At 53.0% G+C, this 14,429-nt stretch carries 15 protein-coding genes; 3 read left to right on the forward strand and 12 right to left on the reverse strand.

Annotation, left to right across the window (positions count from 1 at the left end; translation table 11 throughout):
- Positions 1 to 51: 51 nt before the first annotated feature.
- A complete protein-coding gene (locus tag CODIS_RS01660; RefSeq protein WP_069120995.1) occupies positions 52 to 939 on the reverse strand; it encodes an NAD(P)-dependent oxidoreductase in 888 nt (295 codons plus the stop codon).
- A 17-nt stretch (positions 940 to 956) separates the two neighbouring features.
- Positions 957 to 2,027 carry a uroporphyrinogen decarboxylase gene (gene hemE / locus CODIS_RS01665; RefSeq protein WP_069120996.1) on the reverse strand — a complete coding sequence of 357 codons (1,071 nt, stop codon included), beginning with the start codon at positions 2,025 to 2,027 and terminating at the stop codon, positions 957 to 959.
- A 169-nt stretch (positions 2,028 to 2,196) separates the two neighbouring features.
- On the opposite strand from hemE, the gene CODIS_RS01670 reads away from it, so the two are divergent.
- On the forward strand, positions 2,197 to 3,165 hold the full coding sequence (locus CODIS_RS01670; RefSeq protein ID WP_069120997.1) for a hypothetical protein: 969 nt from the start codon (positions 2,197 to 2,199) through the stop codon (positions 3,163 to 3,165).
- 16 nt (positions 3,166 to 3,181) lie between these two features.
- On the opposite strand, the gene CODIS_RS01675 is transcribed toward CODIS_RS01670, so the two are convergent.
- Positions 3,182 to 3,901: an oxygen-binding di-iron domain-containing protein gene (locus CODIS_RS01675; RefSeq protein ID WP_305782072.1), complete on the reverse strand. Its 720-nt coding sequence runs from the start codon at positions 3,899 to 3,901 to the stop codon at positions 3,182 to 3,184.
- Positions 3,902 to 4,117: 216 nt separating this feature from the next.
- Between CODIS_RS01675 and nfi the strand changes: the two genes are divergently transcribed.
- On the forward strand, positions 4,118 to 4,768 hold the full coding sequence (gene nfi, locus CODIS_RS01680; protein ID WP_069121164.1) for a deoxyribonuclease V: 651 nt from the start codon (positions 4,118 to 4,120) through the stop codon (positions 4,766 to 4,768).
- Here nfi and CODIS_RS01685 read toward each other — a convergent pair.
- From CODIS_RS01685 to CODIS_RS01725, 9 genes are all read right to left on the reverse strand, one after another.
- Entirely contained in the window at positions 4,717 to 5,310 is a 594-nt protein-coding gene (locus tag CODIS_RS01685) for a histidine phosphatase family protein (RefSeq protein WP_069120999.1), read from the reverse strand. The genes nfi and CODIS_RS01685 overlap by 52 nt on opposite strands.
- 157 nt (positions 5,311 to 5,467) lie before the next feature.
- Positions 5,468 to 5,869: a hypothetical protein gene (locus CODIS_RS01690; protein WP_069121000.1), complete on the reverse strand. Its 402-nt coding sequence runs from the start codon at positions 5,867 to 5,869 to the stop codon at positions 5,468 to 5,470.
- A 167-nt stretch (positions 5,870 to 6,036) separates the two neighbouring features.
- On the reverse strand, positions 6,037 to 7,446 hold the full coding sequence (gene ntrC / locus CODIS_RS01695; protein WP_069121001.1) for a nitrogen regulation protein NR(I): 1,410 nt from the start codon (positions 7,444 to 7,446) through the stop codon (positions 6,037 to 6,039).
- Positions 7,439 to 8,515 carry a nitrogen regulation protein NR(II) gene (glnL, locus tag CODIS_RS01700; protein ID WP_069121002.1) on the reverse strand — a complete coding sequence of 359 codons (1,077 nt, stop codon included), beginning with the start codon at positions 8,513 to 8,515 and terminating at the stop codon, positions 7,439 to 7,441. The genes ntrC and glnL overlap by 8 nt, the downstream gene beginning before the upstream one ends.
- Positions 8,516 to 8,884: 369 nt before the next feature.
- On the reverse strand, positions 8,885 to 9,385 hold the full coding sequence (locus tag CODIS_RS01705) for a DUF4124 domain-containing protein (protein ID WP_154722971.1): 501 nt from the start codon (positions 9,383 to 9,385) through the stop codon (positions 8,885 to 8,887).
- Positions 9,386 to 9,500: 115 nt separating this feature from the next.
- On the reverse strand, positions 9,501 to 10,907 hold the full coding sequence (gene glnA, locus CODIS_RS01710; RefSeq protein ID WP_069121004.1) for a glutamate--ammonia ligase: 1,407 nt from the start codon (positions 10,905 to 10,907) through the stop codon (positions 9,501 to 9,503).
- 340 nt (positions 10,908 to 11,247) lie between these two features.
- Entirely contained in the window at positions 11,248 to 12,384 is a 1,137-nt protein-coding gene (locus tag CODIS_RS01715) for a cation diffusion facilitator family transporter (protein WP_069121005.1), read from the reverse strand.
- Positions 12,381 to 12,620 carry a sulfurtransferase TusA family protein gene (locus CODIS_RS01720; protein ID WP_083220495.1) on the reverse strand — a complete coding sequence of 80 codons (240 nt, stop codon included), beginning with the start codon at positions 12,618 to 12,620 and terminating at the stop codon, positions 12,381 to 12,383. The genes CODIS_RS01715 and CODIS_RS01720 overlap by 4 nt, the downstream gene beginning before the upstream one ends.
- The gene (locus tag CODIS_RS01725; protein WP_069121006.1) at positions 12,617 to 13,660 is read right to left on the reverse strand and encodes a tRNA (5-methylaminomethyl-2-thiouridylate)-methyltransferase; all 1,044 of its coding nucleotides are present in this window, start codon (positions 13,658 to 13,660) and stop codon (positions 12,617 to 12,619) included. Before CODIS_RS01725 ends, CODIS_RS01720 begins: the two co-directional genes overlap by 4 nt.
- A gap of 190 nt (positions 13,661 to 13,850) precedes the next feature.
- Here CODIS_RS01725 and CODIS_RS01730 point away from each other — a divergent pair, with 190 nt between their 5' ends.
- Positions 13,851 to 14,300: a DUF2780 domain-containing protein gene (locus CODIS_RS01730; RefSeq protein ID WP_083220496.1), complete on the forward strand. Its 450-nt coding sequence runs from the start codon at positions 13,851 to 13,853 to the stop codon at positions 14,298 to 14,300.
- Positions 14,301 to 14,429: the final 129 nt, after the last annotated feature.

Genomic DNA, 14,429 nt, shown 5'->3' on the forward strand with positions numbered 1-14,429 from the left:
CGTATCTCCGACACCCGTCATGGAAACAGGCTGTCGTTGTAGAATCGACTGTTAACAACCGATGTCTGTTTCTGCATCGAATCCCGGATTGATCGCTTCATAGAGGGATGAGTAGTCCTCATCCCCGTAACCTGCATTCTGACCGTTTATAAGAACCTTCAACGTGGCATTTGAAATTTCACTGTTCATACCCGATGCCTCTGTCACCTGCTGAAACAGGGCGATATCCTTGATCAGGTGCTTCAAGGGAAAGTTAGGATTGCTGTAGTCGTGCTCCATGAATTTCTTCAGTTTCTTGTCGAAGGTGGGCGCATAGAGGGCACTCTGGCGCAATAACCCCATGAACTGTTCCACCTCCACACCCTCTGCGCGAATCAGGCCGAGACTCTGTGAGAATCCTGCGGTAAGCGCGGCGATCAATTGGTTCATTGCCAATTTCACTGCAGCACCCTTACCTACAGGCCCAAGGTGCTCAACCTCCTTTCCAAGCCCCCGCAGCATCAGCAGGGTCTGGTGGTATGCGCTCTCTGAACCTGCCGCCATGACAATCAGTTCACCGGATTTTGCTTCCGGAATACTCCCCAATACGGGCACCTCGAGATAGTCTCCACCCGCCGTTTCCACACTTGCGCCGATGTCACGACTCTCATCGGGAGAGATGGTGCCCATCTGCAGTACCGACTTACCCTTTATCAACGGCTTCACCGAGCTGTCGAACAGCACATCTTTGATCGCTTCGGCATCACTGAGGGTCAGAATCAATACCTCTCCGGCAGTCACTGCTGCAGTGAGTGATGATTCCACGCTCAATCCTTCCTCTTTCGCGATCTTCAATCGTTCTTTCGAGCGGTTCCAGGCAATCACATCATGGCCACAATGAACCAGTCTGTGGGCGATCGGAAGACCCATCAAGCCAAGCCCCAGCAGTGCTACTTTCATCGTCTTTCCCTCACGGATTACTCTTCAGCATGGTAGTCGCGGCTCAGATCATGCACCGCCTCCACAAACACGCCCGCATGTTCAGGGTCGATCTCGGGATGAATACCATGGCCAAGATTAAACACATGGCCGCTACCCTTGCCGAAACTGGCCAACACCTGAGCCACCGCTTCCCTGATCCGTTGCGGCGATGCATATAAGGTACAGGGATCGAGATTACCCTGCAGGGCAACCCTATCGCCTACACGACGCCTTGCATCGGCCAGGCTCAAGGTCCAGTCGATACCCAATGCGTCACATCCGCTGTCAGCCATCTGTTCCAGCCATAATCCACCGCCCTTGGTAAATAGGATAGCGGGTACCTTGCGGCCCTCCACCTCACGCTTCAATACCTGCAGTATCTGTCGCATGTAGGCAAGCGAGAAGGCCTCATAGTGCTGCGGCGTCAGCACACCACCCCAGGTATCGAAGATCATCACAGCCTGTGCGCCGGCATCAATTTGCGCGTTCAGATAGGCAGCGACTGCATCAGTGATTTTACTCAACAGTCGGTGCATCAAATCCGGGCGGTCAAACATCATCCCTTTTACCTTTGAGAAATTCTTGGTGCCGCCACCCTCTACCATATAGGTCGCCAGGGTCCATGGGCTGCCACTGAACCCGATCAGCGGCACCCGCCCCTGCAATTCGCGGTGAATGGTACGGACGGCATCCATGACATAGCCCAGGTCATCCTCCATATCCGGCACTGCCAATCCTTCGATAGCGGCTTCATCCCGTACCGGCCGTTCGAAATGGGGGCCTTCGCCTTCGGTGAAATAGAGGCCAAGTCCCATGGCATCAGGTACGGTAAGAATATCGGAAAAGAGAATGGCCGCATCCAACGGGTAGCGGTCCAAAGGTTGAATGGTGACTTCACAGGCCAGATCCGGGTTACGGCACAGATCCATGAAACTTCCCGCCTTGCTGCGGGTGGCCCGGTACTCAGGTAGATACCGACCGGCCTGGCGCATCATCCAGACTGGGGTCACATCCACTGGCTCACGGCAGAGCGCCCGCAAAAATCGGTCATTTTTCAATCTAGCCACAGAGATATCCTTCGAAACGGTTACGCTATAAACAGCAGCCGATTGTACACGCAAAACAGTGCCCGTAGACACTCGATGTTTAATACGCAGAATCACCAACTCACCATTTTAGCCATTATCCGTGTATGGGATACTATCTGCGTAAAAGCAATGCTGTAATGAGAAATCTATGACACCCGTAAAACAGATCATCCTTGCCAAGAAGGACGCCCTTGCCTCGACTGTGGCTGAGCCGTTATCGCTGCTGGCCAGGCACTGTATTCCTGTCTGGGATGATATCGACGCACTGGACCGGGTGCTGCTCGAACACATCGATCAGATCACCAACTGTGAATTTCTCTATGCCTGGGACCTGGAGGGACAAGAGATATCATCACTGATTCTGCCAGGCCAGGCGGACAAAAGCTGGCGGGGGAGGGACCTCTCCAAACGCCCTTATTTGAAAAACAATCTGCCGTTCAAGGGCATCATGCTCTCTTCGGTCTACCACAGCCAATTCTCTGACAGGGAGTGTGTCACCGCGCTTCAGGCCGTCAGGAGGGATGAGGCGCTGCTGGGTTTCATTGCCGCCGATTTCTCCCTCGACAAACTGGTTGCCGATGAAGGCCTCATCAAGGAACCACAACATTGGCAGCAATTCAAAGGCGATCCCGCGGTGCGCGGCACCCTGTTCATGCAGCAGAGGATCCAGAGCCGGCTGGATGAAAATATCGATTCGGTTCATGCGACCATCTATGACCTGATGACACAACATGGGATTTTTCACTGTAAGATCCACTACTCCAGCGGCCGTTGCTCATTCTGGGTGCTTAACGATCCGTATACCTACCAGGTGCATGGTGTTGACGAGATCGTCGACCCGGATATCGTACTGGCCTACCCTCTCCACCGCTATCCGGAAAGGGCTAAAGTATCACCACATCAGATACGCGAGGTATTCAGTGAGTTCAAGGCACTGCGTTTTGCCGACGAAACCATCTATCTACGCAGCGCCTCAATCAATATCATGAATGGCATGTTGGGCCTCACCTTCTCCTGCGACGGTTCGCACTACATGCCCGTGGAGGAGTTTATCGAGAAGAATCTGGGATTCTGGATCGGCGAACTTGCCTCGGACCGACAAACAGCGAGGGACTAGGGCCTGTTAACAGGCCCTAGGGCAAGCGATAGTTGTTTTGCGTCATCAGGTCGACACCGCACTCAAGGCCATCTATCCAATTGATGAACTCATTGACAACCTTTTTACCCAGAAACGCCCGGCCATGTTGCGGTACTATCATGTCGATATCGAGTTGACGAACCATGTTCGCCCACAGGTTGCACACCTTGTTCGAGTTCATATAGCGTCTGTGGAAGCCTTCCATGTAAGGCATGATCTCCGATAGCTTCTTCACCGGGGCATTCAGATCACCCGGGGGAAGATTGGCGCCGAGATCACCCGAAAAAAGGATACGGCTGACCGGATCATAAAACTGAAAATTACCCTCTGCATGGAGAAAATGCGCAGGCAGGGCCATCAAGCGTATATTGCCCAGTTCCAGGTTGATCCCCTCATCGGGAATCGGCACAACCCGATCCTGTAACCGGCCGGGACGGGTAAAGTGGGGTATGAAACGTTCCCACAATGCGGGAACCACCACCTTACAGTCGGTGCCCACCAGCCATTTATTCACCGATGCGACGATATCCGGATCCTGATGCGACGCGATGACATAGTCCAGTCTCTTGACATTCATGTAGTCACTGATGGCCATGAACAGGCGGGAATAGGTCAATTCACCGCCTGGATCGATCAATGCCGCGTGTTGATGATCATAGATCAGAAACTGATTCGCCTGGACGGCTTCACCCGATACCAGATCTCTGAATGCCACACAGATGTGACTACCATTATTAAATAACTCAACTGACATAATCTTTGCTACATCTAAATATCATGTGTCCAAAAGATCGGCTGGCGATGAATTCAATGGCCAATATGGGACAATTATCGACAGAACTCGGAAAAGCTTAACTGGATCATAGTATATTTCAAGAAAAATCAGCCGACTATTGTAAAACTACTCTATAAACCAATGGTGGAATCCGAGATGTTATCCCATGGTTGGAACCTCTCACCAACTGAAGCGGTTGCCCTGCAGAATAGCTTGAGGCGGCAGGTCGTCGGCCGAAACTGTTACGCTGAACTGCAGCGCATTGCCGGTGTGGATGTGGGATTCGAGGCACATGGCAGTATCACACGTGCCGCAATTGTTGTCTTGAGTTATCCCCAACTGCAGCCCCTGGAACAGGCGATCGCCAGGCTACCCACCTCTTTCCCCTATATTCCAGGCCTGCTCTCTTTCCGGGAAGTACCCGCCATTCTGCAAGCGCTATCCAAACTCCAGCAACCTCCCGATATTTTTCTCTGCGATGGACAGGGTATAGCACATCCAAGACGTTTCGGGCTTGCATGCCATCTCGGAGTGTATACCGACATACCCAGCGTGGGCGTCGCCAAAACCCGTTTGATCGGAAGCCATGCCACTGTCCCTGCGGAGAAGGGGGGATGGGTTCCACTGATCGACAAGGATGAGACGATAGGTGCCGTTTTACGTACGCGTAGCGGCGTGAAACCTCTCTATATATCCATCGGACACAAGATCTCCCTGGAGCGCTCGATCGAGCTGGTGCTGGCTTGTACACCCCGTTATAAATTACCTGAAACAACCCGCGCCGCCCATCGCTTGGCATCTGGTTGATAGCAGCCGAACTCCCAATAATCCCTTCCGGGTTTTCTAGGTCCACACCAACCCTTTTTCAACAAAGCGCCTGCAATAAAATAGTTGAAAAGGCCGTGACCAACCAGGACTACATGGTTTTCACCTGTTGCCAGCTCCATCAACTTCTCTGCCGCCTGTTCCGCCCGATATTGCGCTTTCGACAGCGCTTCTCCGTTCGCGGCAAAACCCAGTAACCATAACAGCCTCAATAGACCAACCCAGATCCCAACGGGCAGTGCTATCGATCCGGTGTCAAAGTGCGGAATCATGGTTTCTGCAAACAGCGGATCCGAGAGATGTATATCACTGATACCAAGCTCACTAACCGACTCCAGGGAGCGCTTAAGGTGGCTGCAAACGACAATATCATGCCCTGCTATTGCATCGATTGTCGTTGTGGGTGGGGTGTCCATGATGCCTGATGCGTCATATCGTTCGGCAATCGATGGCAACTCATCGGCTCTGACACGGCCGCTCAGCTGATATTCGGGTCTACCGTGTCTGATTAACGTAATTTGCATGGCAATAGATTGTGTGAAGCCTCAACAAAACGGCCAATTCGCCGCAACGATCTCAATAGTCGAACAGAATCAGGTTCATCAAGATGAATCCCATCGACTTTACTGCTTTCTGTCACCTTGCCCGCATTGAATGAGTTTCGAAGCCTATATTCGAATATCAATCCGAATTGCGTATATGTTCGATATAGCGCGGACGATCATCCATCACCAATCTGACGCCCCCGGCCCAGGCCTGGAGCCGCTCATCACTCTTATCAAACTTCAGATCGCAGCGGGCCCGGCCCTGACTGTTGAGAGGGATCGGGACCATATCCCTGTAGGTATAGACATTCTCACCCACATCACCGCCTTCACAGATACAGGGACACACAGGTATATCTGTTTCGAGCTCTGCGCCTTCATACACCAAGGCACCCGCCTGCCACCATCGGGTCCGTTCATCTGAACCACTCATGGTTTTAATGATAATGGCGCGTGAAAACCGTATCGTAAGGGTGCCGTTTTCAAATACGATTGATTCGACTTCACTGCCAGGCAGCTCGACTGAACTGGAATCCATAACTGTTTACCCAGGGACTGTTAACACTCATCCGATCGGCAGCCACCGATTTGAATCAATCGCCGCCTGAATCAGGCTTGAATCATAACGTCATGCGCACGCCAAGCAAACATATCGATAGCGGGTTAATAGTAAGGGAGGGAAACCAAGGCTGAGACATTTAAGACTCAAGACCCCTCCAAACCAAGCTCCTTGATTTTTCGGGTCAAGGTGTTGCGCCCCCAGCCAAGCAAGCGGGCCGCGTCCTGCCGTCTGCCGGCGGTGTGCTCCAGGGCTATTTCGATCATTGCCGATTCGAAATCCGGTTCTGCCTCATTGAGTATGCCTTCACCACCTTCCTGAAGCCTTTTTCTCGCCCAATCGCGCAATTGTTGTCGCCAGTCCTCGGGGTAGGCGGATTGCGTGTCACTGCGCTCTTTCAATTCGCTCGGCAGATCATCAACGTGTATCTCTTGCCCGGAGGCCATTACCGTCAACCAGCGAGCCGTATTTTCCAATTGGCGAACATTGCCCCGCCACTCCAACTGGCTCAGGTAGGCTTCTGTCTCCGGCAACAACAACTTCGTCTCAACCGCAAGCTCTTCTGCGGCGCTTTTGAGAAAATGTTTCATCAACAACGGAATATCCTCCCGCCGTTGACGCAATGAGGGAATATGAATACGTATGACATTCAAGCGGTGGAACAGATCTTCCCTGAAGGAACCCAGTTTTACCAATCCTTCCAGATGCTGATGAGTGGCGGCAATGATACGTACATCCACCTTGACCGGCTCATGACCACCAACCCGATAGAATTCACCGTCGGCTAACACTCTAAGCAATCGCGTCTGCAATTCCGCCGGCATGTCCCCGATCTCATCCAGGAACAGGGTACCGCAATCGGCCTGTTCAAAACGTCCGGTACGGCGTGTCTGCGCGCCGGTAAAGGCCCCGCGCTCATGACCGAACAACTCCGATTCCATCAGGTCCTTCGGTATTGCGGCCATGTTCAATGCGATGAACGGACCAGTGGAACGAGTGCTGTGACGGTGCAAGGCATGGGCCACCAGCTCCTTTCCGGTACCGGACTCACCATTGATCAATACGGTAATGTTCGATCTCGCCAGGCGTCCGATGGCACGGAATACTTCCTGCATCGCCGGTGCTTCACCGATAATCACCTTCTCCTGATCAAGATTGTCCTGAGTTGGTTTCTCATCCTCCGAGATTTGCTGGCGGCATGCCCGTCTGATCTGTTGTACGGCCTCATCCACATCAAAGGGTTTGGGCAGATACTCGAAAGCACCGCCATGGTAGGCGGATACAGCACTCTCGAGATCAGAATGGGCGGTCATGATGATCACCGGCATATCCGGATAACGCGTATGAAGCAACTCCAGCAGTTCCAATCCATCCATTCCCGGCATGCGGATATCCGAGACCACAACATCCGGCTGTTCTTTATCCAGATAGTTCATCACCCCGTCCGCACTCTCGAAACAGGTGACATCCATATCCGCTTTTTCCAGGGTCTTCTGCAACACCCAGCGAATCGAGCGATCGTCATCGATGACCCATACCCGGCATGATCTATCCATCTACCTGCTCCAGTGGAAGTAATACTCTAAAAACCGTATGTCCCGGCTTACTGGTGAACTCGATCAAACCCTGATGCCTGTTGATCAGGGTTTGGGAGATTGAGAGACCCAAACCCATGCCGTCGCTACCCGATACCAATGGAAAAAAGACTCGCTCCTGAAGCTCAGCCGGAATACCCGGTCCGTTATCCGAGATCTCGATCGACACCACAAGGCGATGGCGTATATTGCCGATTGTGAATTGACGAAGGATTCTGCTGTTTATCCCCATGGTCCCCCTGGGCCCAGCAGCTCGAACGCCATTTCTCAATATATTGAGAAATGCCTGGATCAATTGATCCATATCCCCCTTTAAATCGGGAATGCTCGGATCGTAGTCTTTGATGATCTCCAGCCCCGGACCGGTCTCCACCCGCACCAGACTGCAGACCCGTTCAAGCACCTGATGAATGTTGACTCGCTTCATCACCGGAATCTTGTTCGGTCCCAACATCCTGTCCACCAGATTCTGCAGCCGGTCGGCCTCTTCTATGATGATCTGGGTATATTCCGCCAGGGCGGCATCGGGAAGCTCTCTCTCCAGCAGCTGTGCCGCGCCCCTGAGTCCGCCCAGGGGATTCTTGATCTCATGGGCAAGGCCTCTCACCAATGCCCGACTGGCCTGGTTACGTGCCAGTAACTGTTCCTCCCGCGAAATTCTCAGCTGCCTGTCGACCTGCTGAATCTCGACCAGAAATTCATTGACATACTGATCCAACCTTATAGGTATCACAGTGCAATCGACCATGATCTCTTTGTCTTCATGAACAATTATCTGATGTTCCCGCTCAGTGAATGGCTGGCCGGTCTGCAATGACCTTTCAAGGTTTTCGTGCACCACATTTCCGGAGCAGCTGACCAGTTCGCCGGCGGGAATGCCGATCACCTTACGGGCACTGACACCAAACATCATCTCAGCTGAAGAGTTGATATATTGCAGTCTGAACTCCCTATCAAACAGCAGAATGGCGGTACTCAGATTATCGAGTACCCGTTTCTCCATGCCTGTGATTGCCTGATCGGTAGTCATGGCCTAATTTGAGCAATTTGCGGGCCAACACTTCCGAACCTAAGCATAATCTTGTCCCATCGATGGTGACTGTCCGCTTGACCTGTTAAATGATTGATTAAGAAGGCAGAAATTCTGGTTAGGGTCACAGTCTGGATACCAGATCACAATGTTGCATGGCGATGCGCCATCGAGTACGACGGCAACTCAATACAACCAGAATTAACAAATCCAACTTATGCACCATTATAGTGCACAGCTGGCCGGCAGGCTTGCCCCTGCATGTGATTTGAGCGTTTCACAGACGCCTGGGCCCAGGGCCTGTTGACACCAATCCAATCGACCCAGCCATTAAGCAGGCCAAATTATTGATAATTGACCGAGAGGGTCTTAATTAACCGCCGGCTGGCGCAGGTGAAAGGTGATGCTATTGGACTCTTTGAGGGACTCCCCTTCACTCGTGACGATCTTTGCCTGCAAAGAGTGGGTGCCACGACTCAATTGCTGAAGGATGAGTTGAGTCTGCTTGATATCCGAATCGAGTTTGGTGCCATCCACATAGAGGTGAATCACATGGCCTTCGGCAAGATCGGGCGAGAGGGTGATGCCTACCGGAACCGAACCGTCTTCATTGCGAATGGTTTCATCATCATTCGGCTGGTCGATTGTAAAGGTGGCATATTCACCCGCCGCCGCACGGGCCTCATCACTCTGATCATCCGGTGACAGCACGGCTGACTTCTTGCTGTCGGTGACCTTAATGCGTTCCGCATCCGGATGATAGCGTTCGGAATAGATCACCTCGCCGTCTTCGGAGATGTATTTGTAGACATCCCTGGCGAACAGGGGCAATGCCATCAACAGAATCATTAACAGTACGACAATACGCATGCACAAAGAATAGACCAGTCATACCCAACTAAACAAGCGACTATGTTCGCATAACCACAAAAAAGCGCCCCATAAGGGGCGCTTTTTACAAAATATCAAAACAAATCGAGACGCTTTACAGACTGAAGTACATATCGAACTCAGCGGGATGCGTCGTCATTCGCATGGTAGTGACCTCTTCCATTTTCAGGTCGATATAGCCGTCGATCAGGTCGTCGGTGAATACACCACCCGCCGTGAGAAAGTCACGATCCGCATCCAGTGCCTCAAGTGCCTGATCGAAGCTGTGACAGACTGTCGGGATGCTGGCGGCCTCTTCAGCCGGCAGGTCGTACAGATCCTTATCCATGGCGTCGCCGGGATGGATCTTGTTCTGGATACCGTCGATGCCGGCCATCAGCATGGCGGAGAAGGCCAGGTAGGGGTTGGCGGTCGGATCGGGGAAACGCACCTCGATGCGACGGGCCTTGGGGCTGGAGACCCATGGAATACGGATGGAGGCGGAGCGGTTCCGGGCGGAGTAGGCCAGCATGACCGGGGCCTCGAAGCCGGGCACCAGGCGCTTGTAGGAGTTGGTGGAAGCGTTGGTGAAGGCATTCAGGGCACGGGCGTGCTTGATGATACCGCCGATGTAGTAGAGCGCGGTTTCTGAGAGACCGCCGTACTGGTCGCCGGCGAAGATGTTCTCGCCTCCCTTGGCCAGGGACTGATGCACATGCATACCGGAACCGTTGTCGCCCACCAGCGGCTTGGGCATGAAGGTGGCGGTCTTGCCGTATGCATGAGCCACATTCCAGGTGCAGTACTTCTGGATCTGCACCCAGTCGGCACGTGTCACCAAGGTATTGAACTTGGTGCCTATCTCACACTGGCCGGCGGTGGCCACTTCATGGTGATGCACCTCGGTTTCCACACCCATCTCCTCCATGGCCAGACACATGGCCCCGCGCAGGTCATGCAGGGAGTCGACCGGGGGGACCGGGAAGTAGCCGCCCTTTACACCGGGACGGTGACCGATGTTACCGTCTTCGTAAACACGCTCGGAGTTCCAGTCAGCCTCTTCGGAGTCGATTTTGACCATCGAGCCGCTCATGTCGATACTCCAGCGCACATCATCGAGGACGAAGAACTCGGGCTCAGGGCCGAAGAAGGCCGCGTCGGCGATTCCGGTGGAGGCGAGATAGGCCTCGGCACGCTTGGCCAAGGAGCGGGGATCACGCTCGTAACCCTGCATGGTGGAGGGTTCCAGGATATCGCAGCGGATGATCAGGGTGTTTTCGTCGGCGAAGGGGTCGATGACCGAACTATCGTCTTCGGGCATCAGGATCATGTCCGATTCGTTGATGCCTTTCCAACCGGCGATGGATGAGCCGTCGAACATCTTGCCGTCGGTGAAAAAGTCCTCATCGACCTGGGTGGTGGGCAGTGTGACGTGCTGCTCCTTACCGCGAGTGTCGGTGAAACGCAGATCGATGAATTTCACGTCATTGTCTTTGATCATCTTCAGGGCTTTTACGGCCATCTTAATCTCCAGGATTTTCAGTTATTAAATGCTGAGCACAATCAGCCATTCGTAGCTTTATGCAGCCGGCCAAGGATACCGGACGCTTTGGATAACGCAGAAAAGCAGATTTCATGCCACTCGAAAAAAAAGGTCTTACAATGTCAATTCCAAGCAGTTCCATCTCCAATAAAAAGTCTTGAAACGCAATAAAAATTAGAGAGTTAATCTGACTCTACCGCATCTTCCACTGGAATAGGCTTCAAGCTGTCAACCGATAAGGCAAATGGTGTTGACAAATAAGGCCAGAGTAAGCGCACTATTATAGTGCATGTCAATTTTTTCGCGCACCATAACAGTGCTATCCGAACCAGATGTGAACATCCCTGAATATCTCCGATCCCCTGACCGCCGCCTGATAATCGTTATTTAACTGCTCTGCTTGCTGATTAGAGACGAAGCAGTGTAATGGCAAGTAGAGCTCGACATCAATGCGCCCTGAAAGATAGTGCAGAACCACGCGCGCTTTCTGGTCATAGCAGGAAACGCCACTGCAGAGCCGGTCGAGTGTGGCCTCTGCCTCCGATCTAAGCGGCAGGTGGGCACAGGAGGGCCCAGCCTCATCATCCTCCGGGTCGATATGGACCGTGACATCTTCCAGTACGTCCACCCGGTCGATCAATCCGTACTGAACCACTTCGGCGATTCTATGCCCCTCGGAGACACTCACCCAGGGATCGACCTGGACATGCACATCGGCCATGGCATGACCTCCCAGCTTCCGGGTACGCAGCATATGTACACTCTTGACCCCTGAAATATCGCCGATCACTTCGCGAATCTGCGACAACGACTCCTCTTCGAGACCCGCATCCGCCAAATCCTGGGATGCCGTCCAACCCAGATCCCAACCGATTTTGAGTATCATCAACCCGACAAGTACTGCAGCGATGGCATCCAGATAGGGCAGGCCCATCATGGTGCCGCCAATACCTACGAACACCACAACCGAAGAGACGGAGTCGGTTCGGTGGTGCCAGGCATTGGCCCGCAGCAAGTTTGAATTGATCTGGTTGGCGAAGTAGCGTGTGTAGAAAAACAGCCCCTCATTGGCAAGAATGGAAAAGGCGGCCACATAGAGGGTAAAGGTTTCCGGCTGTAACAGCTGTTCGGGTGTAAACAACCGATCTGCGGCATCCCAGACAATCCCGACACCAACTGCGATCAGAAAACCGCCCAGCACCAGGGTACCGATGGTCTCGAACCGACCGTGACCATAGGGGTGCTCCTCATCGGGGGCCTCTTTTGCATGCCGTGCGGTAAACAGCACCAGGGCATCTGTCAGCAAATCGGATAGCGAATGCACACCATCCGCCAATAGGGATTGGGAATGACCCAACCAACCGAAGAACAATTTGACGAAAGCCAATATTGTATTGGTCAATGCGCCTGCTACGGCAACCCGGCGACTGACGTCATAGCGTTCTTCCCGACTCATGATTCGCTGTCCTGCACGACTTCCACTATCACAATGTACTCCCCGCCGAGGCTCTTTGCCTCTATGACACGATGGCCATTGATGCGTGACCACGCCGGGATATCCTTAAGCACGCCCGGATCGGTGCAAACTGCCTCGACCTGGTCACCGGCAGGAAGACCTTCGACGGCATCTTGCACATTGATCACCGGCATCGGACAGAGCAGGCGGCGACAGTCGATTATCCTGCGGTTCAAATCAACCACTCCTTCGGGACCTGGTGGGCCGGCATCGGCACTACCTTCAATGACCGGCTATCGCCCGATAGATCGGTAAAGCGCAGTTCAACCTCCGCCGCGTTCCGTCCCTGGCTGTAACGGGCCACTACACGCCCAATCAACTCGATATCCCGCTCATTGATTTCGCCATCGATCAAGGCCAGCGGACCGCCATGACTCACTGTATTGATATGCGGATAACGCTTCCGATAGCCTTGTAGGAAATTGGCCTCGCCCTCTTCACGGGCGATGATCACCTTGAAACGGCTCGATGGCCGCAGGTGCCTGCCTACCTTCAGCAGCATGATGTCATCCAACTCATACTGTTTACTCCCGCGGGCGTTCCAAAGATCCTTCAGCTTCACTGCATACTGTTCATCGGTAAGAAAACAGCAGCCGCCGGCAGGCTGTGCGTAGTCCTCTATACCGAATTGCGCCGCCAGCGCCATTTGTGGCTTGCGGCTTCGTCCGGAAAAACCATAAAGCCGGTTTCGATCAACCCAGCCCTCTATCTCAGGCCTTGTCATGGGCAAATTCTTGGCGCAAAGCGGCCTTAACAACAGGTCATGGGCGCCTGATTCATCGCATACGATAGGCATTGTCTCCTTGCGTTGCGACATCGGTCGTTGACCGATCACCTCACCCGTGATGATGAAATCGAAATCCTTGGCCTTAATCCATTCATAAGCCTTGTGCACCATGAAAACCTTGCAATCGAGACAGGGGTTCAGATTGGCCCCATATCCATGTTTGGGATTGAGCAGTACCTGTTTGTACTCCTCGATGATATCGACGATGTGCAGTTTCATGCCCAGTTGCTCTGCAACCCAAAGGGCATTGTTTCTTTTTTCCTTCTTCTGGTCCCGCTTGCGTATGGCATGCGTATGGCCTTCGACGCAGAAACCGGTGAAGAAGTTGATGCCTTCCACATGGATGCCCTGTTCCTGGATCACACGTGCAGCCAGCAGAGAGTCCAACCCTCCGGAAATCAATGCTACCGCTTTTCGTTGTTCGCTCATCGATTTGTGCTGTTTAAAAAGTGCGGAATTATACCTTAACTACTCTCGCTATACGCGGTATTAATGGCCTCACAATAATTTACAAAAGAGTATAAAAAGCAATGTAGGGTATAAGGATATAATGGTCCCATTCTAACACTTGTATCGAATTGTAAACATCGAAAAACGTTGACTTTAATCGGAGTACACCATGGATGTCGTTCGTAACCTGGCCCTCGCGTGTCTGCTTTTTCTCTCCTCCACCGCTGTATCCGCCAATAGCCTGCTGGATAGCCTGACCAGCCAATTGGGTATTACCACCGAACAGGCTGCCGGAGGTGCCGGTGCCTTGTTCGAACTGGCAAAAAATCGTCTGACCAACGAGGATTTCTCCCAGATCGCAGCCGTGGTGCCCGATTTAGACAGCCTTATCGCCGCCGCACCCTCATTGAGCGACGCCACAAGCGGAGCCGGTGCCGTGGCATCCATGTTGGGTGGTGAGAGTGGATTGGGCAATCTGGCTGGTCTGGCCACATCGTTCAGTCAGCTGGGGCTGTCACCGGATATGATCGGTCAGTTCACACCCATCGTACTCGAATACCTGCAACAGGCGGGCGGCGGCACCGTGATGGAAGTGATGAAAGGAGCGCTAGCCATGTAGATCAAACCTTCCTCACAGGTACTCAATCTGTGCAGCGGCCTCGCTGAGGCCGACACCATCCCCGGGCCGGTACTCAATACCCGAACCGCCGACACTATCCACAACCCTATACCTGCAGACCGTTCTGAA

The organism is Candidatus Thiodiazotropha endolucinida, from assembly GCF_001715975.1.
Lineage (GTDB): Bacteria > Pseudomonadota > Gammaproteobacteria > Chromatiales > Chromatiaceae > Thiodiazotropha > Thiodiazotropha endolucinida.